The 21,876-nt window shown below is 44.2% G+C and carries 16 protein-coding genes and 1 tRNA gene; 9 read left to right on the top strand and 8 right to left on the bottom strand.

The genetic code is table 11. The features are described from left to right. Positions 1 to 10 precede the first annotated feature (10 nt). The 5 genes from JRG66_RS08695 to JRG66_RS08675 all read right to left on the bottom strand — a co-directional run bounded on the left by JRG66_RS08695 (position 11) and on the right by JRG66_RS08675 (position 4,033). Positions 11 to 805, bottom strand: a complete 795-nt coding sequence (locus tag JRG66_RS08695; protein WP_265162374.1) for a MotA/TolQ/ExbB proton channel family protein — start codon at positions 803 to 805, stop codon at positions 11 to 13. A 70-nt stretch (positions 806 to 875) separates the two neighbouring features. Next, positions 876 to 963 (bottom strand) — tRNA-Ser (locus JRG66_RS08690). A 95-nt stretch (positions 964 to 1,058) separates the two neighbouring features. Beyond that, a complete protein-coding gene (locus JRG66_RS08685; RefSeq protein WP_265162373.1) occupies positions 1,059 to 2,087 on the bottom strand; it encodes an asparaginase in 1,029 nt (342 codons plus the stop codon). Beyond that, the gene (locus JRG66_RS08680) at positions 2,071 to 3,213 is read right to left on the bottom strand and encodes a 1-acyl-sn-glycerol-3-phosphate acyltransferase (protein WP_265162372.1); all 1,143 of its coding nucleotides are present in this window, start codon (positions 3,211 to 3,213) and stop codon (positions 2,071 to 2,073) included. Before JRG66_RS08680 ends, JRG66_RS08685 begins: the two co-directional genes overlap by 17 nt. A 52-nt stretch (positions 3,214 to 3,265) precedes the next feature. Further along, a complete protein-coding gene (locus JRG66_RS08675) occupies positions 3,266 to 4,033 on the bottom strand; it encodes a TatD family hydrolase (protein ID WP_265162371.1) in 768 nt (255 codons plus the stop codon). Between the two features lie 52 nt (positions 4,034 to 4,085). On the opposite strand from JRG66_RS08675, the gene JRG66_RS08670 reads away from it, so the two are divergent. Beyond that, on the top strand, positions 4,086 to 4,523 hold the full coding sequence (locus tag JRG66_RS08670; protein WP_265162370.1) for a retropepsin-like aspartic protease: 438 nt from the start codon (positions 4,086 to 4,088) through the stop codon (positions 4,521 to 4,523). Positions 4,524 to 4,769: 246 nt separating this feature from the next. On the opposite strand, the gene odhB is transcribed toward JRG66_RS08670, so the two are convergent. Continuing rightward, a complete protein-coding gene (gene odhB / locus JRG66_RS08665; protein ID WP_265162369.1) occupies positions 4,770 to 6,056 on the bottom strand; it encodes a 2-oxoglutarate dehydrogenase complex dihydrolipoyllysine-residue succinyltransferase in 1,287 nt (428 codons plus the stop codon). A 56-nt stretch (positions 6,057 to 6,112) separates the two neighbouring features. Beyond that, a complete protein-coding gene (locus JRG66_RS08660; RefSeq protein WP_265162368.1) occupies positions 6,113 to 8,908 on the bottom strand; it encodes a 2-oxoglutarate dehydrogenase E1 component in 2,796 nt (931 codons plus the stop codon). A gap of 113 nt (positions 8,909 to 9,021) precedes the next feature. On the opposite strand from JRG66_RS08660, the gene JRG66_RS08655 reads away from it, so the two are divergent. Further along, complete coding sequence (locus JRG66_RS08655) at positions 9,022 to 9,558, top strand: alpha-ketoglutarate decarboxylase (RefSeq protein WP_265162367.1); 537 nt, start codon at positions 9,022 to 9,024, stop codon at positions 9,556 to 9,558. A 5-nt stretch (positions 9,559 to 9,563) separates the two neighbouring features. Here the strand turns inward: JRG66_RS08655 and JRG66_RS08650 are convergent, their stop codons facing one another. Next, positions 9,564 to 10,538: a polyprenyl synthetase family protein gene (locus JRG66_RS08650; RefSeq protein ID WP_265162366.1), complete on the bottom strand. Its 975-nt coding sequence runs from the start codon at positions 10,536 to 10,538 to the stop codon at positions 9,564 to 9,566. A 148-nt stretch (positions 10,539 to 10,686) separates the two neighbouring features. Between JRG66_RS08650 and JRG66_RS08645 the strand changes: the two genes are divergently transcribed. The 7 genes from JRG66_RS08645 (at position 10,687) to aspS (ending at position 21,866) form a co-directional block, all read left to right on the top strand. Beyond that, positions 10,687 to 11,295, top strand: a complete 609-nt coding sequence (locus JRG66_RS08645; RefSeq protein WP_265162365.1) for a TetR/AcrR family transcriptional regulator — start codon at positions 10,687 to 10,689, stop codon at positions 11,293 to 11,295. Beyond that, positions 11,292 to 12,653, top strand: a complete 1,362-nt coding sequence (locus JRG66_RS08640; RefSeq protein WP_265162364.1) for a TolC family protein — start codon at positions 11,292 to 11,294, stop codon at positions 12,651 to 12,653. Before JRG66_RS08645 ends, JRG66_RS08640 begins: the two co-directional genes overlap by 4 nt. 22 nt (positions 12,654 to 12,675) lie before the next feature. Continuing rightward, positions 12,676 to 13,848, top strand: coding sequence for an efflux RND transporter periplasmic adaptor subunit (locus JRG66_RS08635; protein ID WP_265162363.1), 1,173 nt, complete (start codon positions 12,676 to 12,678; stop codon positions 13,846 to 13,848). Between the two features lies 1 nt (position 13,849). Continuing rightward, positions 13,850 to 17,302: an efflux RND transporter permease subunit gene (locus JRG66_RS08630; protein ID WP_265162362.1), complete on the top strand. Its 3,453-nt coding sequence runs from the start codon at positions 13,850 to 13,852 to the stop codon at positions 17,300 to 17,302. Positions 17,303 to 17,433: 131 nt separating this feature from the next. After that, positions 17,434 to 18,630: a glutamate-5-semialdehyde dehydrogenase gene (locus JRG66_RS08625; protein WP_265162361.1), complete on the top strand. Its 1,197-nt coding sequence runs from the start codon at positions 17,434 to 17,436 to the stop codon at positions 18,628 to 18,630. A 25-nt stretch (positions 18,631 to 18,655) separates the two neighbouring features. Further along, positions 18,656 to 19,435, top strand: coding sequence for a glutamate 5-kinase (gene proB / locus JRG66_RS08620; RefSeq protein ID WP_265162360.1), 780 nt, complete (start codon positions 18,656 to 18,658; stop codon positions 19,433 to 19,435). 682 nt (positions 19,436 to 20,117) lie between these two features. Further along, positions 20,118 to 21,866, top strand: coding sequence for an aspartate--tRNA ligase (gene aspS, locus JRG66_RS08615; RefSeq protein ID WP_265162359.1), 1,749 nt, complete (start codon positions 20,118 to 20,120; stop codon positions 21,864 to 21,866). The last annotated feature ends 10 nt before the right edge of the window (positions 21,867 to 21,876 follow it).

Genomic DNA, 21,876 nt, shown 5'->3' with positions numbered 1-21,876 from the left:
CTTGGTATTATTATACTCTTCTTTTATTCTTGTACTCTACAAGGATATCCATCAAAGTGATAGAAGCATCTTCCATATCGTTTACAATACGGTCAATTTTAGCGATGATATAGTTGTAGAAGATTTGAAGGATAATAGCTACGATCAAACCAAATACTGTAGTAAGAAGTGCGATCTTAATACCACCTGCAACAAGTGAAGGCTGCATATCTCCCGCTGCTTCAATTCTATCGAAGGCTTCGATCATACCAATTACCGTACCCATGAACCCAAGCATAGGAGCAAGAGCGATAAACAGAGATACCCAGGAAACGTTCTTTTCAAGAAGCCCCATTTGAACACCACCGTAAGCCACAACAGCTTTCTCAGCAGCTTCAGTACCTTCTTCAGCACGGTCAAGACCCTGGTAATAAATAGAAGCAACAGGACCTTTTGTGTTACGACAAACATCCTTGGCAGCTTCAATACCTCCAGTATTTAGTGCATCCTCAACATCTTGTGCCAATTTTTTTGTATTGGTAGTAGCAAGGTTAAGGTATATAATTCTTTCAATTGCAATTGCCAGACCAAGGATCAAACAAAGAAGTACGATTCCCATAAAACCTGGACCACCTTCGATGAAGCGCCTTTTCAGCTCCTGGTGAAATCCTACATCTTGAGTTTCTTCAGCAACCGCCTGATCTTCATCCTGAACAAAGTTCACCATGGTAGCCGGCAGGGCATTCACGTTATTTGTCGCATTCACATCTACGGCTCCGAACACCATAATTGTAGCGATCACCAAAATTGAAAATAATCTTTTCATTACTTTTTGTCTTAATTTAATTAGTTAACGGGTTAAAGATATAAATATTTATTCAAATAAAAATAACTAGCAGAGAGGAAGGGATTCGAACCCTCGATACCCTTGTGGGGTATACACACTTTCCAGGCGTGCGCCTTCGACCACTCGGCCACCTCTCTATTATCAAAACTCTCCAGCGCTTTTTTAACTTTTTCTGAACAGTTCGCCAAATAACGAAAAAAAAGAGAAGCCGGTCAAGTAACAGCAGCAAAATTTACGACATTTCCCCTCGTAAAGATGTTTCAAAAATTGTTCGAAAAACTTTTGGACTAAGTTCCTTTGCCAGTAAATACATCATTTTTGTCACAGCTGCCTCTGTTGTAATGTCTTTACCCGAAACCACACCAATCTTTTTGAGCTGGGTACTGGTTTCATACTGCCCCATAGCCACACTGCCCCCAATACACTGGGTAACATTGACAATGACCACTCCGCGGGAAATAGCATCTTTTAACAGCTGCACAAACCAATCTTGCGTGGGGGCATTGCCGCTGCCATAGGTTTCCAGGATCACTCCTTTTAATCCTTCTTTGGCCAAGATATACTCCAGCAAGCTCCTGTTTATTCCCGGAAAAATCTTTATTAAAGCGATCTCATCCTTTAGCCCCTTGTGAAGTTTCATCTTTCGCCGGTTGTGCGGCTGCCATAAGTAAGCATCATTAACGGCAAGGTGCACCCCCGAATTTACCAGTGGCGGATAATTAGGCGAGGCAAAAGCCTGAAAGTGTTCGGCATTTATCTTAGACGTACGGTTGCCCCGGTAAAGCTTGTATTCAAAATAAAGCCCCACCTCGGTAATTACAGGTTTGCCGTTTTTTTGAAGTCCCGCAATTTGTATACTGGTAATAAGGTTTTCTTTAGCGTCTGTCCTCAGGTCTCCAATAGGCAACTGAGAGCCGGTAAAAATTACGGGCTTAGACAGGTTCTCAAACATAAAACTGAGGGCCGAAGCACTGTAAGACATGGTGTCACTGCCATGTAACACCACAAAGCCGTCGTATATATCATAGTTCTCCTCGATGATCTCTGCCAAATGCAACCAGGAAGCAGGGTTCATGTTGGAAGAGTCTATGGGCCGCTCAAAACTCACCGTATCAATATTGTGCTCCAGGAGTTTTAATTCGGGGATATTTTGAAGCAGCTCACTAAAGTTGAAAGCTTTGAGCGCTCCTGTCTCAAAATCTTTCACCATACCAATGGTTCCCCCGGTGTAAATAAGGAGAATATTAGCGCTGGTTTTCATGCTGATTCTTCTGATTTATTACCGGATTGGCATACATGAGGAGGTAACTGTTCACCTCAAGGGCATTTTTAAAGTTGACCCGCCGGGTAAGACGCCTTTCAAATTGCCGCTTTTGCTTTGAAGTATATTTTTCCTGAAACATGCTGCTACCGTTCAGCAGGTCAAAAGCTATGTAGTTGGCAGGCCAGAGCTTGTAGTTCTGGTGCACGCGAGAATCTATACTGGCGGTTATCTTCTGAAGCTGCTCGTTCATTGAACCTGCTGTTGCTTCAATTTCGCCAAGGGCCGCTGCACTAATAGGCTCCCCGGCCGAAATATGTATTCTTCCCTTATTCCCAAGCGCGCCTTTAAGTATAGATTTAAAATCTTCGTTAGCCGATTTTATATAGATCTGCTCCATCCTTTTGGCGAGAATTTCGGGCAGCTTAAGCACATCTGTAGGATCAAATTCATAAGAGATCGACACAGGCACTATCTTCAGTTTAGTAAAATATTCGGCTACAGAGTCATCTCCTTTAGCCATGGCCAGCATCTTCAACACTCCCTGCTGGGTATTGTCATTTCCGTCTTTGGTTCGCCCTTCCCGCTGCGCCATCCAAACTGAGCGTTTATCTTCAAGCAGCAGCTTTCTTATATATTCTGAAAGTTTTTGAGAACTCTTCAGCATTTCCCTCGGACTAATTCCTCTTTTTACAAGAAAATTTCGATTGAGGCGTGAAAGGGCAAGCAAAAACGGTTTTTTTACGAGGTTATCACCAATGGCTGAAGCAGTCATTCGCAGATCACTCTCATACAACACACAGTTTAAGAGAGAAGTATCGAGAACGATATCGCGGTGGTTGGAAATATAAAGATAAGATTCGTCTTTTTTTAGTAGGTCGAAACCTGAATAACTTAAACCTTCAGAACTTTTACTCAGCACTTTTTGAACGGTGTGGTAAATAATTTCAGTTTGAAAATCCCGTATGGAGTTGCACTTTACAACCTTCTCCTCTATCTTTTCAAAAGCAACATTCGGAAAAGTGTAGTTTAAAAGCCCCTTTATCATGGGGTGCCTTATATACTCTTTAAGAGCATCCTGCACTTCATCATCCTCATAAAACCGAATATCGTCGTAATTTGTCACTGTTTCATCATTAGAGTTAGCAAAAAAACAAAATTATAAGCACAAGTCTCTGCTATATCCCAAAAATCTCCCGGGAGTTGCGGGTAGTAACCTCGGCAACCTCTTTGGGGGTGGTGTTATAAACCTCTGCCGCTTTATTAAGCACTTCTACAATGTAAAGGCTCTCATTTCTTTTGCCCCTGTACGGCACTGGAGCCAGGTAAGGCGCATCGGTCTCAAGCACAATTTCACTAAGCGGAATTTTACTTAAAAACCGGTCAATTTTGCCATTTTTGAAGGTTAATACCCCGCCAATCCCCAGCTTCATGTTGTAAGAAAGAGCTTTTTGGGCCTGCTCATAGGTGCCGGTAAAGCAATGAAAGATACCAAAAAGTCCGTCGCCTTTCTCCTGTTCCAGGACTTCAAAAACTTCATCAAAAGCCTCACGGCAGTGGATCACAATTGGCAATTTATGCTTTTTTGCAAGCTGGATTTGATACCTGAAGGCTTCCTGCTGAATTTTTAGTGTAGATTTATCCCAATATAAATCAACCCCGGTCTCGCCAACGGCATAAAATTTTCTCTCCTCAAGCTGCTTCTCAACTATGGCCAGTTCTTCCATATAATTCTCCTTCACATGAGTGGGATGCAAACCGGCCATAAGAAAAATATGTTCCGGAAATGCCTTTTCCAGGGCGTACATATCCTGGATATATGCCGAATCTATTGCCGGAATAAAGAATCTTGTAATATTGGCAGCTATGGCTCTTTCAATCATTTCCTTACGGTCGTCATCAAAAGATTCGCTGTAGAGGTGCGTATGCGTATCGGTAATTGTCATGAGGGCAAAATTAATTTATTTTATACAGCTATCTTTGTCAAAAAAGAAAAGAATGGCATCCCTTAAGAAGTTACTGAAAGAAAAAGGATATAAAAAAATTCCACTAACCTATACAGCCACTCAGCATTTAGAATTAAAAGCGAAAATAAACCAGATAGAAGGAAATTTCATTCTCGACACCGGGGCATCCAGCACCTGCGTGGGGCTTGAAGCCGTTTCCCATTTTGAACTCCTGGCCGAAGACAGCGACATCAAAGCAGCCGGTGCGGGGGCTACGAATATGATGACCCAAATCGCCCAAAAAAACATTATTGAAATTAAAGGCTGGAAAAAGAAGAAGGTAGATCTGGTGCTTTTCGACCTGCGCCATGTGAATGATGCCCTGGTTAAACACAAAGCCGAAAAGGTACAGGGAATTATTGGTGCCGACATCCTTAAAAAAGGAAAAGCGATTATTGACTACAAATCAATGAACCTCTATCTAAAATAAGTAAAAATTGGGGGATTCCCCCCATATGGGAGCGGCAGTGTTTTTTCTAACTTACAGTTACCAAAAAAATCTACCGCTATGAATTTCTTAAACCTAAAGCACCTGCCGGTGTTTCCGGCTTTGATGGCAGTATTCATAATTTTTGTGCTGTTGCTCAACATCTACACCCTGTTGGCCTATTAGCACAAAAAAGAAAGGCAATGATTTTTGAAATCATTGCCTTTCTTTTTTACTATTTTAAAGACCCTAGAGCTCCAGAGCTCTTTTCACGTCGTTATCCATCAGCAGTTCTTCAGGGTTTTCAAGGGCTTCTTTTACTGCCACAAGGAAACCTACAGATTCTTTACCATCAATGATCCTGTGATCGTAGGAAAGGGCAACATACATGATAGGACGAATCTCCACATGCCCGTCAATAGCAACAGGGCGGTCTACAATATTGTGCATTCCGAGGATTCCGCTTTGCGGAGGATTGATGATTGGCGTAGAAAGCATAGATCCAAACACCCCGCCATTGGTAATGGTAAAGGTACCTCCGGTCATTTCATCAACAGTGATTTGACCGTCGCGCACCTTGATGGCAAGACGCTTGATCTCGGCCTCTACAGCCCTAAAGCTCATATTTTCGGCATTTCTCAAAACCGGCACCATCAAACCTTTTGGCCCAGATACGGCAATACTTATGTCTTTGTAGTCATACTTTACCTGGTAATCTCCATCGATCATTGAATTCACACCGGGATAAAGATCAAGGGCTCTCACTACCGCAAGAGTAAAGAAAGACATAAAGCCGAGGCTTACCCCGTGCCTGTCTTTAAATTCATCTTTGTACTGCTTGCGAAGCGAGAAGATCGCCGACATGTCTACTTCGTTAAAAGTAGTAAGCATAGCGGTTTCATTCTTAACATCTACCAAACGCTCGGCCAAACGGCGGCGCAACATAGACATTTTCTTGCGCTCTTCCCCGCGCTTACCATTACCCGGAGTACCCATGGAGGGTTTTGCATTTGCAGCATCTTCTTTGGTGATCCTGCCATCACGGCCTGTACCTTTAACCGACTTTGCATCCATTCCTTTCTCATCCAGGATTTTCCTGGCTGCGGGTGAAGGGCTGCCTGTAGCATAAGTATCCTGCTGTTGAGCCGGAGTACTTGGTTTTGAAGACGATTCGGTTTTGGCCTCCGCCTTTTTATTGTCTTTTTCTGAAGATTCAAGCTCTTCTTCTTTAGCTGAAGTTGCCTGCTTCTCTTCTTTTACCACTTCTTTAGAATCACTCTCTCCAACTCCGGGTTTTGGAGCATCGGTATCAATAAGGCAAACCACCTGCCCTACAGCTACGGCATCGCCTTCTTCTGCCTTAAGGGTGATGATCCCGCTGGCTTCTGCCGGAAGTTCAAGGGTCGCTTTGTCGCTGTCTACTTCGGCAATTGCCTGATCTTTTTCTACATAATCTCCGTCTGAAACCAGCCACTGTGCGATTTCTACTTCGGTAATTGATTCTCCCGGAGAAGGGACTTTCATTTCTAAAGCCATGATTTCTTCTTTTTTATTTTTATACGCCAACTACTGCTGACAAATTTTCCAATTATTTAAACAGTGACCTCTGAGGTCTTATCAAAAACAGATTCTATAACTTTTTCGTGACGCTTCTTGAACCTCACAGAACTTCCTGCCGCAGGCGAACCATAGAACTTCCTGCTGCACACCCTAAAGCTCTTTGCTTCATCCAAATGTAGTAACAAATGGCTATAAGCGCCCATATTTCTTGGCTCTTCCTGTGCCCACACCACGTCTTCGGCATTTTCATACTTCGCAAGCACTGCTCTTATCTGCTCATACGGCAAGGGGAACAACTGCTCAATGCGCACCAGCGCCACGTCATCACGCCCTAATTCTTCCCTGCGCTCAAGCAGGTCATAGTAGAATTTCCCGGTACAGAACACAAGGGATATAATCTTACTACTATTGGCAGAGGCATCGTCAAGCAGAGGCTGGAAAGTGCCATTTGCGAACTCTTCTTTTGTAGAGACAACTTTTGGATGCCTCAACAAACTCTTAGGAGTAAAGATAATCAAAGGTTTCCTGTAGTTCACCTTCATTTGCCTTCTCAACAGGTGAAACATGTTTGCAGGCGTGGTAACATCGGCAACAAACATATTGTCTTTGGCGCATAGCTGCAGGTATCGCTCCATTCTTCCCGAAGAGTGTTCTGCCCCCTGCCCTTCGTAACCATGAGGCAGGAACATCACCAATCCGTTCTGAAGCTTCCATTTATCTTCGGCTGCCGAAATATACTGGTCAATCATTATTTGGGCTCCATTGCTAAAGTCTCCAAACTGCGCTTCCCAAATAGTAAGACAGTTGGGGCTTGCCATGGCATAGCCATAATCAAACCCAACCACACCATACTCAGACAAAAGAGAGTTATAGATCTTAAGGTCACAAGACGAACCTTTCTTGGTATCGCAAATGGTGCCTTTAATCTGGTTAAGCAAGATGATCTCTTCTTCGCTGTCTTCTACCTTAACCACAGCGTGACGGTGAGAAAAAGTTCCTCTTTCCACATCCTGTCCGCTCATTCTTACATAGTAACCTTCTTTGATAAGAGTACCGTAAGCCAGTAATTCGGCCATACTCCAGTCAAGGCTGTTGTTTTCAAAGAACATGGTGCGGCGAAGCTCTACCAGTTTCTTTATTTTTCTAAGGAATTTTTTATCTGAAGGAAGTTCCGATACTGCCTGGGCTACTTCAGTAAGTACCTCCATATCTATGGTAGTATCTACATCTTCCATCATTCGGGACTCATCTACATGCTCAAAACCTTCCCATTCATCCTGCATAAATGGAGTGATCCTGGTTTTTTCTTCCTTACGGGAATCTTCCAGGTTCTCTTCGAGCTTAGCTTTGTATTCTTCTTCCAGCTTTTGCACATGAGAGTCATCAATAACCCCCTGCTCCTGCAACTTCTTGGCATAAATATCCCGCGGGTTACTGTGGCTGGCAATAGCCTTGTAAAGTTTGGGCTGGGTAAATCTTGGCTCATCCCCTTCGTTATGCCCGTATTTTCTATAGCCAAGCAGGTCTATAAACACATCTTTTCCAAACTTCATCCTGAAGTCGAGCGCAAATAACACGGCGTGCACCACAGCTTCAACATCATCGGCATTTACGTGCAGCACGGGAGATTTGGTGACCTTGGCCACATCTGTACAATATGTAGACGAACGCCCGTCAAGATAGTTGGTAGTAAACCCAATCTGGTTATTTACCACAATGTGAATGGTACCTCCGGTAGTGTAGCCTTCCAGCTGTGACATTTGCACAATCTCATAAACTATACCCTGCCCGGCAATTGCCGCATCCCCGTGAACAATGATAGGAAGCACGGCATCGGCTTTATTCTGGTAGTGACGGTCTTGCTTACCGCGGGTAATTCCCTGTACTACCGCCCCAACAGTTTCCAGGTGGGATGGGTTGGGCGCAATATTTATATTGATCTCTTTCCCGCTGTCGGTTTTGCGGCAGGAAGTCCATCCAAGGTGGTATTTCACATCCCCGTCAAAAACATCCTCCTCATAATCTTTTCCGTCAAATTCGGTAAAGATGTCTTTTGCACTTTTTCCGAAGATATTTGTGAGGGTACTAAGACGACCCCTGTGGGCCATTCCCATCACAAAATCTTTCACACCCAAGTCGGCCGCCCTTTCAATGATAGCATCAAGCGCCGGAATTAAACTTTCGCCTCCTTCCAGCGAAAACCTTTTCTGCCCGACGTATTTGGTATGTAAAAAGTTCTCAAATGAAACTGCTTCGTTGAGCTTCTTGAGAATATGTTTCTTTTGATCTGCAGTAAATGCAGGCTGGTTCTCATTAATATTCAGCCTGTCCTGTATCCACTTAACCTGTTCGGGGTTTCTAATGAACATGTATTCCACCCCAATAGAATCGCAGTACACCTTGCGCAAATGCTGTACAATTTGCCTGAGGGTAGAAGGGCCTAGGCCTAGTATATCTCCCGCATTGAACACGGTATCAAGGTCACTCTCCTCGAGATCAAAATTCTGAATATCCAGCGTGGGGCTGTATTTTCTTCTTTCCCGTACCGGATTGGTCCTTGTAAAAAGATGGCCGCGACTGCGATAACCTTCAATTAGTTTTACCACCCTGAATTCTTTGAGAACCTGATCTGACATTTCTACCGGCTCCCCGCTCTCGGGGTGTTCAATATAGGTTTGCCCATTTCCTGAAGTTTCCAGACCAAAATCAAATCCCTGAAAAAAAGCTCTCCAGCTTGGTTCTACACTGTCGGGATATTGTAGGTATTGATCATAGAGCTCAGCGAAATACGCTGTATGTGCGGCATTTAAAAATGAAAATTTATCCATAAGATGAAACTACCTGTTTCTTTTTTGTAAAACGTTACAAAAGTACAATTTTTAAAAAAGAAGCACAGGAGCATTTAATATATTTACCTTATACCTTAAAAACTTTTAACATTATGAACTTCTTTCTCCTTAACAAAAAGAAGCTTTTGCTTTTAATGTTGGCTCTTTATCCCACTCATTCATATTTGGTTGCACAGGTGAGGGAGGTGCCAAAAAGGGCATTTTGGGAAGATGTTCATTTTGGGGGAAGTTTGGGATTAAATGTTAATAATGGCTACTTCAGCGGATACGTGGCCCCAAAAGCCATCTACGATTTCAACGCTTTTGCTTCTGGCGGAGTTGGCCTCCTTGGCTCCTATAATAATACTTCCCGCCACTCTTCTTACACCATTGGCGGCAGCCTTATTGGTTTACTGCGGCCCGTAAACCCTTTACAGCTTTCCGCAGAATTTGAAGAACATTATGTTTCGCGGGATTTCAAACTTGACGGGGCAAATAAGACCGATTCCTACTGGTACCCGGGGCTTTTTCTGGGTTTGGGTTATGTCACAGGCCCTGTGAGCATAGGTTTGCGGTATGATGTGCTGCATGACGACGAGAAAAGTATTTATGCAAATGCCTTAATGCCGTTTGTCACTATATATTTTTGATATTTTTAAACCTGCCGGTTCATCAAACCTTTTCCAAAATTGTAGAGCGGTTTTTTTCTTTCCTCCGAAATTTGCAATTCCTCGAGCACCTCAAATGCCTTTGTGGTGTATTTCTGAATTTCTTTACGGGTAAGTTCAGCCGCACCACTACTCTCAAAAAGGCCTTTTACGGTCTCCACTTTTGCTGAAGGATCTGGCGGATTAATAGAATACAGATGTTCCAGCTGTGTCGCTTCTTTTGAAGCTGCCTGCTGTAAGGAGGTGAGGTACAAAAAGGTCTTTTTGTTCTCAATAATGTCTCCCCCCACCTGTTTTCCGAAGGAATCGGGGTCGCCAAAAGCGTCTAGATAATCGTCCTGCAACTGGAATGCGATTCCCAGCAACCTCCCGAATTCATAGATCCTGTCGCAGTTTTCTGCGGAAGCTTCAGCAACAATAGCACCCATCTTCAGGGAAGCCCCCACCAGCACAGCGGTCTTGTATTCTATCATTTTAAGGTACTCCTCAATGCTCACTTTTTCCCGCAGCTCAAAATCCATATCATACTGCTGCCCTTCACAAACCTTTATTGCAGTGCTCGAAAACAACTCGGCAAGCCGCCTGAAGGTTTCCCCGGGATAATTTTCGAACAACTGGTAAGCCTTGATGAGCATGGCATCACCCGAGAGTATCCCGGTATTGATATCCCAGCGCTCGTGCACGGTTTGTTCGCCACGCCTTAAGGGCGCATCATCCATAATATCGTCGTGTACCAGCGAAAAATTGTGAAAAACCTCAATGGCAAGTGCAGCATCAAGGGCTTTTTTGTAGTCACTGCCAAAAATCTCTGCCGCCATCAAAACCAGCACCGGCCTTACCCTTTTTCCTCTCAGGCCCAAAATGTAAACCATAGGATCATAGAGGTTTGCAGGTTCCTGTTTTGTGATATTTTGGGAAAGGTAATCTTCAAATTCCTGTTGATAGCGGTCTACTGAGAGCATAAATAGATTTTGTGCTAAAATACCAAAACAGGAATAAATATATAAACCGCGCTAAAATTTACTTTTTTGGGCATTTAGAAAACTAAGGAAACTTTAACTGTTTTTTAAGTTTCCGTTTTTATCTTTGCAGCTTCATAAGCGCAAAACCTTGAAAGATAAGATCGTAGAAAAGGCAGCCGATATGTTTATCAGCCTGGGCGTGAAAAGCGTTACCATGGATGAGATCGCTGCGGAACTCGGGATTTCAAAAAAGACCATTTATGCCCACTTTCCCACAAAAATTAAGTTGATAGACGCCACGGCCGACTTTGTATTTCAAAATATTGCTGAAGGGATTGAGCAGATTAAAGCTGAAGACAAAGATCCCATAGCCGAATTATACGCCATTAAAGAATTTGCCTGTACCCATTTAAAGCACGAAAAAACTTCCCCTCAGCACCAATTGCAGAAATACTACCCGAAGGTTTTCTTAAAAGTGAGGGAAAAGCAAGGGGAAATGCTCAAGGCTATTACAAGAGACAACCTTAAAAAGGGGATTGAAAAAGGCATTTATCGCAGTGAGCTTCCCGTGGAGTTCATTAGCCGTATTTATTTTGTAGGGATTCTGGGAACCAAAGATCACGAATTTTTCCCCGAACCTCAATTCTCCCCTCATCAACTCACAAATATGCATTTAGAATACCACCTGAGGGCCATTGTAAGCCAAAAAGGTCTCCAAAAACTGGAAAATTATTTAACCGCAAGCAGCACAACATGAAAAAATTGATATTCTTATTCAGCAGTCTGCTTTACCTCAACAGCCCGGCCCAGGAAACCCAGACGCAGCCCCTGGCCCTGTCGCTTGAAGAAGCTATCGCCATAGGCCTGGAGAACAACTATTCTTCCCTTAGGTCTGAAAAAGAAGTTGAAATAGCACTGGCCCAAAAATGGGAGATCATTTCACAGGGGCTGCCGCAGATTTCGGCCAACGCCGATTATCAGAACTTTTTGAAGCAGCCGGTGACGCTCATTCCGGGGGAGATTGGCGGAGGCGAACCCGGATCTTTTGTTCCGGTGCGTTTTGGCACCCAACAAAACCTGAGTGCCACGGCCACCTGGTCTCAACTCATTTTTGACGGTTCTTATATTGTGGGTGTACAGTCGGCCCGCACCCTGCTCCAAATCTCCAAAAATGCCAAAATCAAGACCGATTTAGAGGTGAGAAAAGCTATTATCAACGCCTACGGCAATGTGCTTATGGCCAGAGAAAGTGTAGAAATCCTTGAGGACAACCTGGAGAATGTGACAAAAAACCTCAACGATACCCAAAAGATCTTTGAGAACGGCCTTACCGAAGAGGAAGACGTAGAGCAGCTAAAAATCACCCGCCTCAGCCTGGAGAACAACCTGAACCGCAACAAGAGAATGCTCAACATCTCTTACCAGTTGCTCAATATGGCTATGGGCCTTCCGGTAGAACGGAAAATTATCCCAACAGATGACCTCAACACACTGGCACTTCAGTTTTATGATCTACAATTGCTGGAAGAAAGCATTCCGGTAGAAGAAAATATAGATGTGCGCATCGCTCAAAATTCCGCAGAAGCCGCCAAGATCTATGTGAGGCTTGAAAAGGCCAAGGCTTTGCCAAGCTTAACCGGCTTCGTAAACTACGGCACCACCGGCAACAGCGATTCTTTCACCTTCTTTAATGATGACCAGGTGTATTACCAACAGTCGGTTTTGGGGATAAGCCTTAACGTACCTGTGTTTAGCAGCGGGATGAGAAACTCGCGCACCAAGCAAAAACAACTGGAATACGAGCAGGCCATGCTGGAACTCGAGGAAACCCGCAACCAGATCTCTTTGGAAATTGATGCCGCAAAAGCCGACTACCGCTACAGCCTCGAAAATTTTGAAACCCGGCAGGAAAGCCTCGCCCTGGCCGAAAGAATTGAGAACAAGAACCAGATCAAATTCTTTGAAGGCCTTGCCAGCAGCTTTGAGTTTAGCGAGGCACAGCGGCAACTCTACACCGCGCAACAAGAGCTGCTACAGGCCATGCTTGAGGTGATCAACGCCAAAGTAGAACTGGAAAACGTACTTAGCACCAAAACTTATTCTGAAGAAGAATAATCAACAACGAATTGTCAAAAAAATGAAAAAGATAAACCTCATCCCCGTAATTCTCCTCCTCCTTGTTTCCTGCGGAAAAAGTGATTCTGTTGAAGGAATTATTGAAAATGGCGACCTGAGTGAGATAAGGGCCAAAAAAGCCGATTTAAGTGCCCGGCAAAGTGAGCTCTCCTCGCAAATCGCAAAATTGGATGCAGCCATCGAAAAACTGGCCGAAAATAAGGCTTATGCCCTGGTAAGCACTAAAAAGATCTCCGATTCTCTCTTCAAACACTATGTTGAACTGCCCGGGGACGTGGAAACCCGCCAGAATATCATTATTTATCCTGAATATTCGGGAATTCTTCAGAATATTAGGGTAGAGGAAGGCGACAGGGTTCAAAAAGGGCAAATTCTGGCAAGAATTGACGAAGGCGGCTTGTCGAGTCAGCTGGCACAAATGGAAGCCCAGGCAGCCCTCGCCAAAACCACTTTTGAAAGGCAGCAAAGATTGTGGGAACAAAATATAGGCAGCGAGATACAGTACCTGGAAGCAAAAACCAATTATGAGGCCCTGCAAAATTCGGTGAACCAGATGCGTTCGCAACTGGCAAAAACAGTGGTTAGGGCCCCTTTTAGCGGCGTGATAGATGAGATTTTTACAGAACAGGGAGAAGTAGTGAGCCCCGGGCAGAGCAGGCTTTTCAGGCTCATAAATTTGTCTGACATGTACATTACCGCCGCAGTACCCGAATCTTACCTGGGAAGCATTGAAAAAGGAACCGAAGTGATGGTAGACATTGCGGCTACCGGCACTTCCTTTACCAGCACCGTGCGCCAGGTAGGGAATTTTGTAAATCCCGACAACCGCACCTTCGAGATCCAGGTCGCAGTACCGCCCAGCCAGGAACAGGTAAAACCCAACCTCATCGCCACCGTTAGGATCAATGATTACACTTCCGAAAATGCCATTATTGTTCCTGAAAACCTGATCCAGAAAAATTCTGCCGGCGAGAATGTGGCTTTTGTGGTTGAAAAAGAAACCGACTCTACAGGCGTAGCTCAAAAGAGGGTCCTTAAAACAGGAATGGCGTATGACAATTCGGTGGAAGTACTTTCTGGCCTGCAGGCGGGAGACTTACTCATCACCAGTGGCGCCCGTGGCATTCAGGAAGGTGAAGAGGTAGAGATTGCTAATCCCAATGCATTGAACTAAGATGAAATTAGACAAAGAATTTAAACTTTCTTCCTGGGCCATTGATAACCGCATGACGGTGTATGTCATCGTCGCCATCATTTTTATTGGCGGCCTCATGTCATACTACAGCATGCCGCGGGAATCTTTTCCTGAAGTTGTGGAGACCAAGATCTACGTGAGCTCGGTAAACCCCGGTAATTCAGCCGAAGATGTTGAAAAATTCATCACAGAGCCGCTCGAAGAAGAATTCAACAATATTGCCGGGGTGCAGGATATTTCTTCAACTACCCTCCAGGATTACTCGCTGGTGATCGTTGAATTTGACGAAGATATTTCGGTAGATGCCGCAAAACAAAAGGTAAAAGACAAAGTTGACCAGCAAAAGGCAGCAACCACCTGGCCCACGCTCGACAATGGTGCCAAAGTAGAGCCTAACGTGTTCGACCTCAATATTTCCGAAGAAATGCCTATCCTCAACGTCAACCTTACGGGCGACTACCCGGTGCAAAAATTAAAGGAATACGCTGAATACCTGCAGGACAGGATTGAGCTTCTTCCGCAGATAAAAGAAGCTTCTGTGAGGGGTGCCGAAGAAAAAGAGGTGGAGATCGCTGTAGATATCTACAAGATGACGGCTTCAAAAGTGAGCTTCCAGGACATTATTAATGCCGTGAGCTCAGAGAACCAGACCATCTCGGGCGGCAATGTGGTAACCGGCGGTATTCAGAAGAATATCAGGATACTGGGCGAAGTAACCGATCCCGATGAACTCAGGAACGTCATTGTAAAAAGGGAAGACGGGAATGTCTTTTTAAGGGATATAGCCGAAATCAATTTCCAGGAACAGGAACCTACCACTTTCGCACGTGAGTACGGGCAGCCTGTGGTGATGCTCGATATCAAGAAGCGCGGCGGAAAAAATATGATCGAGGCCATTGAGAATATTAAGGCCATAGTTAAAGAAGAGCAGGAAACAAGCCTCCCCGACGATCTTCACATCTCTTACTCAAACGACCAGTCTACCACTACCAGGAATATGGTAGACGACCTGGTGAACAACATCGTTTTTGGGGTCATCCTGGTGGTACTGGTGCTCATGTTTTTCCTGGGCTTCCGCAATGCCCTTTTTGTGGGCTTTGCCATCCCGCTTTCTATGTTCCTCTCCTTTATCATATTATCGAGCATAGGCTTTACCCTTAACACCATGGTGCTGTTTGCCCTGGTAATGGGGCTGGGAATGCTGGTAGATAACGGGATTGTGGTGGTAGAAAACGTGTACAGCCTCATGGACCAGGGAGTGCCCAGGATCAAAGCGGCAAAACAGGGGGTGGGCGAGATTGCCTGGCCCATTATTGCTTCTACCGCGACGACACTTGCAGCCTTTTTCCCACTGGCATTGTGGCCGGGAACCATAGGAAAGTTCATGGTCTACTTCCCCATTACCTTATCTATTGTGCTGGGCTCTTCCCTCTTTGTTGCCCTTATCATCAACTCGATGCTGACTTCAGAATTCATGAAGACTGAAGAAAAGGAACTCACAAGGAAAAAACTTATCCGCATAAGCGCTATTTTGACGGGGGTGGGAATAATACTCCTCATTGCCGGGTTTGTACTTGACATGGGTGCTCTTAGGGCAGCCGGAAATCTCTCTGTACTCGCAGCCATTTTAATGTGGGCCTACAAATATTTTTTGAGCAGCTGGGTAGATTTCTTCCAGTACAGGGCTTTGAAAAAGCTGGAGAAAAAGTATGAAGCTACCCTGCGTTTTTCTCTCCGCGGAAAGAATTCTTACCTGGTTTTCTTCGGAACACTGGCCATGCTCATTCTGTCTTTTATCCTGGTGAGCATTGTACAGCCGAAGGTGCTCTTTTTCCCCGAAAATGAGCCCAACCAGATCATCACTTATATAGAACTGCCCGAAGGGACCGATATTGAAAAGACCAATAAGATCACCAAACAAATTGAGCAGCGGGTTTTTGACGTGATAGAGAAGTACGAGGACGAAGACGGTTACAATTTCATGGTAGAGTCGGCTATCTCACAAGTGGGTCGCGGTGCCGGAAATCCGCAAACCGATGGTGGCCAGCAAAATGACATGCCGCACAAGGGAAAGGTTACGCTCACCATGCGCGAGTTCAAAGACAGGCGCGGCGTGAGGAGCAGCCATGTACTTTCGGAGGTGCGTGATGCCGTGCAGGGTTTCCCCGGCGCTTCTGTAATCGTTGAAAAAGACGCTGCAGGGCCACCGGTAGGTTATCCTATCAATATCGAATTGAAAGGAGAAGATTATGAGCAAATGCTCATAACCGCCGAAGACCTGAGAAAGCATATCGAAGAAATGAACATCCCGGGTATTGAAGAGCTGCAAATAGACGTGAACAAATCAAAACCTGAGCTCAATGTGCAGGTAGATCGCGTGAAGGCAGGGCAACTTGGCGTCTCTACAGGTGCGGTGGGACAAACCTTAAGAAGGGCGATTTACGGGGAAGAAATTTCCACTTTTAAGGAGGGTGATGAAGATTACCCTATAAATGTGAGGTTCAATGAAGATTTGCGGTACAATGAAAATGCGCTCTTTAACCAGCCTGTCACTTTCAAAAACCAAAGCACCGGGAATATTGTACAGGTGCCTATTTCTTCGGTCACCAAAACCCAACTTACCTCTTCCTTTAGTGCAATTAAGAGGAAGGACCTAAAACGTGTGATCACGCTTTACTCAAATGTCCTGGAAGGCTACAACGGAAATGCCATTGTAGAGCAGCTTCAAAAAGAACTCGCTTCTTATGAACTACCCGAAAACATTTCCCTGGAATTTACAGGAGAACAGGAAAAGCAACAGGAAAATATGTCATTCCTGCTCAAAGCCCTTTTAATAGGCCTGGGCGGAATTCTCCTCATCCTGGTTGCCCAGTTCAACTCCATTCCAAAACCATTGATTATTCTCATAGCCGTATTCCTGTCTTTGGCAGGAGTGTTCTTTGGGCTGGTTGTTTTCCAAATGGATTTTATCATCATTATGACCATGATGGGTATCATCTCCCTCGCGGGAATTGTGGTGAACAATGCCATTGTACTGGTAGATTACACCCAGATTCTTATTGACCGCAAAAAAAACAGTCTTGGAATAGACGACAAGGACCTACTGACAAAAGGCCAGTATTTTGAGATGATTGTGGAGGGAGGCAAGTCAAGATTGCGGCCTGTGCTTTTAACTGCCATTACGACAGTTTTGGGCCTTATCCCCCTCGCAATAGGACTAAACATAGATTTCTTCTCCCTTTTTACAGATTATGCCCCCCAGGTCTATATTGGAGGGGACAACGTAATCTTTTGGGGGCCACTGGCCTGGACGGTTATCTTTGGCCTTATTTTCGCTACCTTCCTAACCCTGGTGGTGGTTCCGGCCATGCTTTACCTTGTGAACAGAGGTCGTGTAAAAGTGCGAAACAGGAGGGAAAAATCGTCTTCCTAAAATGCCATTTTTGAGCCTTAATATGGGAAACCTCCAGATAAAACTGGAGGTTTTTTTATATATAGGCAGTCTGGCAAAGTGTTTGGACACTTAAGGGCAGAACAATTTAATTATTAATTAAAATTCAACGAATGAACACTCAGTTAACCATTGATGAACGTAACGCAGTTTTGGTCTCAATGGCAAATCTTGTGGAAAAGGAAAAAGACAATATTTTAAAAGCAAATAAGATCGACCTCGACAGTTATTCGGGGGATGATCTGGCCATGGAAGACCGGTTAAAAGTTGATGATGCCAAAATTGAAGGCATGATAAGCTCTTTAAAGCACCTGGCTTCCCAGGAAGACCCGGTAGGAGTGGAAAGATTCAGCTTTAAGCATGAAAACGGCATGCAGGTTTACAACAGAACCGCATCTTTTGGAACCGTAATGATCATTTATGAATCAAGGCCCGATGTAACTGTCGAGGCTGCAGGGATTGCCTTTAAATCGGGCAACAAGATCCTTCTTAAAGGAGGAAAAGAATCCCTTAATTCAAACCTGGAAATTGTAAAACTTTGGCACCAGGCCCTTGAAGAGAACAATATTTCTCCAAACTGGGTAGAATACCTTCAGTTTGACAGAAAACAGACTCAGGAGTTTCTCGCCAACCCAAATCAGCAGGTAGACCTTGTGGTACCACGTGGGGGAGAACGCCTTATTAAATTCGTTAAAGAAAATTCTTCGGCACAGGTGATAGTGAGCGGACGCGGAAACAACTTCGTTTACATCCACGAAAATGCCGATACCAATATTGCCCTTGATGTGATCTTAAACGGTAAAACAGGAAAAATTTCGGCCTGTAACGCCGTAGATAAAGTATTGATCGATTCAAGGCTTCCGAATAAAAAAGAGTTCATAAATGAGCTTTTAGACACCCTGAAGGAGCACAATGTAGAGATTATTGCCGACAGGTCTCTTGAAGATCTTGACGGAACAAGACCTCTTAAGAGCGAAGATGAGTGGTATGAGGAATTTCTCGACTATAAAGCATTGATAGGGGAAGTAGATTCGGTAACTGAAGCTATTGCCAAGATCAACAAATATTCTGGCGGGCATTCGGCTTCCATTATTTCAAAAGACGACAAGGCTGCGCAAAAATTCATGGAAAATGTAGATAACGCAGCAGTTTACCACAATGCTTCGACCAGATTTACTGATGGCGGACAATTAGGACTTGGTGGAGAGCTTGCCATTAGTACAGATAAACTACACCAGCGTGGGCCCATTGGCCTTCAGCATTTAGTAACCAATAAATGGTATATTCACGGAAATGGACAAACTCGATAAAATTTTAGAACAGAATAATATACAAATGGAAACTCCAAAGAAGAAAAAGAGGATACTTTTAAAATTAGGTTCTAATACGCTAACCAGAGAAACCGACCATATTTCGAGAGGAAAAATTGAGGATATAGGCCGGCAGATTGCCGCCTTAAAAGACGATTACGAGTTCGTGATCATCAGTTCGGGGGCTGTAGCTGTAGCCAAGCAATTTGTGAACCTTGAACGCAGCGGCGAGAATATAGATGTAAAGCAGGCTTTGGCCTCCATTGGGCAGCCGCACCTCATGCGAATTTTCCAGGAAAGCTTCAGGGAACTTGGATTGCTAATAGGCCAGTGTTTGCTGTCGCCCAACGACTTTAGCAATGAAGATTCCCGTCAAAACATCATTAACACCGTAAATGTGCTGGTGAAGAACGACTACATTCCAATTATAAACGAGAATGACACCTCTTCTACCGATGCCATCAAGTTTGGTGATAACGATAATCTTGCTGCACAAACAGCAGCCTTGCTCGATGTAGACCTTTTTATCATTGCGACAAACACGCATGGGGTTTACAAAAAAGGTACAATTGAGGCAAAAACCCCGGAGACCATCCGCAAGGTGAGCGATTTGGAAGAGCTTAAGAAAGAAGTGATGAGCGAAACCAAATCCACCCACGGTACCGGCGGAATGGAATCAAAAGTTTCGGCTGCCGAAATCACCCAGAAAGCCAAAATTGAAACCTGGATCGTGAATGGTCTTGACGAGAATTTTATCCTTAATGCGATTAACGATAAAGTACATTTTACAAGAATCCATCACTAAGACTAGAAATAAATTTGAAGAAAAGCTGCGCAGCGATGTGCAGCTTTTTTTATGCTGAAATTTTAGCTGAAGAAATCAGTTCACACGTGGTAAAAATGAAATACCCAAGCACCAAATTCCAATTTACGCCTGTTTGGCAGGGAGGAAATTGAAATTCCCAGGTAAAAAACATCTGTGCATCTGTGGCAGGGATTTACAAAAACTTCAGAAAAAACATTCGTGGATTTGTGGCAAAAACTAACACACGTGATAAAAATGAAATATCCAAGCACCAAATTCCAATCTGCGCCTGTTTGGCAGGGACGAAATAGAAGTTCCCAGGTAAAAAACATCTGTGCATCTGTGGCAGGGATTTACAAAACCTTCAGAAAAAAATTCATGGATTTGTGGCAAAAACTAACACACGTGGTAAAAATGAAATATCCAAGCACCAAATTCCAATTTACCCCTGTTTGGCAGGGAGGAAATTGAAGTTCCCAGGTAACTGTGGCAGGGATTTACAAATCCTTCAGAAAAAACATTCGTGAGTCGTGGTAACTCCATTTTTAATATTCCCTTCCAAAAATGCCATTTTTGACCCTTCTTCAAATTTAGTTTTAAATTTTATCGATTACTTATTCCATTCTTCTTTCAATCCCGTGAGTTCTTCTTATTTTTGCCCCTCTAAAAGATCAAAACCACTATGTACAGAAGTCATACCTGCGGGGAATTAAGAATTGAAGACCAAGGAAAGCAAGTAACCCTCTCGGGATGGGTGCAAAAGACAAGGGATAAAGGCTTTATGATATGGGTTGATCTACGGGACAGGTATGGTCTTACCCAGCTTATTTTTGACGAGCAGCGAACTCCCAAAGAAATCATGGAGAAAGCCACACAGCTGGGTAGGGAGTTTGTGATTCAGGTTAAGGGGGAAGTGATAGAAAGGGAATCGAAAAACCCAAACATGCCAACAGGGGATGTGGAGATCCTGGTTTCAGAATTAACTATCCTCAATTCGGCTCAACTTCCGCCGTTTACCATAGAAGATGAAACTGACGGGGGCGAAGACCTCAGGATGAAATACCGCTACCTTGATATAAGACGTAACCCGGTAAAGAACAAGCTCATCTTCCGAAGTAAAGTGGCTATGGAAGTACGCAAACTTCTATCAGAAAAAGAATTTATTGAAGTTGAAACGCCGGTTTTAATAAAATCGACGCCCGAAGGTGCGAGAGATTTTGTGGTTCCCAGCCGCATGAACGAAGGGCAGTTTTACGCCCTGCCCCAGTCGCCACAAACCTTTAAGCAACTGCTTATGGTAGGCGGAATGGATAAATATTTCCAGATCGTAAAATGTTTTAGAGACGAAGATTTGCGTGCAGACAGGCAGCCGGAATTCACACAAATTGACTGTGAAATGGCTTTTGTGGAGCAGGAAGATATTTTAAACACTTTTGAAGATTTTACACGCAGGCTCATCAAAGCAGTGAAAGGCGTTGAGATTACTGAATTCCCACGCATGACTTACGAGCAGGCCATGAAGAAATACGGAAATGACAAACCCGACATTCGCTTTGGAATGGAATTCGGTGAGCTGAACGATCTTGCAAAGCACAAAGGCTTTAATGTTTTTGACCAGCAGGAACTGGTAGTGGGAATCGCGGTTCCGGGTGCGGCTTCGTACACAAGGAAAGAGATCGATAAACTGATTGAATGGGTAAAAAGGCCCCAGATTGGTGCCAACGGACTGGTTTGGGCAAAATACAATGAAGATGGCACTTTAAAATCTTCGGTTGACAAATTTTATTCGGAAGAAGACCTTAAAACCTGGGCAGAGAGAACAGGAGCAAAAGCCGGTGACCTTGTCCTGGTAATGGCCGGTGATGCCGATAAGACCCGTACCCGGTTAAGTACACTGCGCATGCACCTGGGTAATGAACTGGGCTTAAGGAAAGCCGACGAGTTTGCGCCCTTATGGGTGGTTGATTTTCCCCTTTTAGAATGGGATGAAGAAACAGGGCGATACCACGCCATGCACCACCCGTTCACTTCCCCAAAACCTGAAGACATCAAATTACTTGACACCGAACCTGGCAAAGTACGGGCAAATGCCTACGACTTGGTTCTTAATGGAAATGAGATTGGGGGAGGTTCAATAAGAATTCACAATAAGAATACCCAGGCCATGATGTTCAACCACCTTGGATTTACTCCCGAAGAAGCGAAGGCACAGTTCGGTTTTCTCATGGACGCTTTTCAGTATGGGGCACCCCCGCATGGAGGAATAGCTTTTGGTTTTGATAGGTTAGTTGCTATCTTAGGTGGCCAGGAAACCATACGCGATTATATCGCTTTCCCAAAGAATAATTCGGGCCGGGATGTAATGATCGATGCTCCGGCAAGAATAAGCGAAGACCAGCTGAAAGAGCTAAACTTAGAAGTTATAAGTTAACACTTAAATA

The organism is Salinimicrobium tongyeongense (genome assembly GCF_026109735.1).
Lineage (GTDB): Bacteria > Bacteroidota > Bacteroidia > Flavobacteriales > Flavobacteriaceae > Salinimicrobium > Salinimicrobium tongyeongense.
Note: the sequence above shows the minus strand (reverse complement) of the source record. Positions and strands in the feature narration are given on the sequence as shown.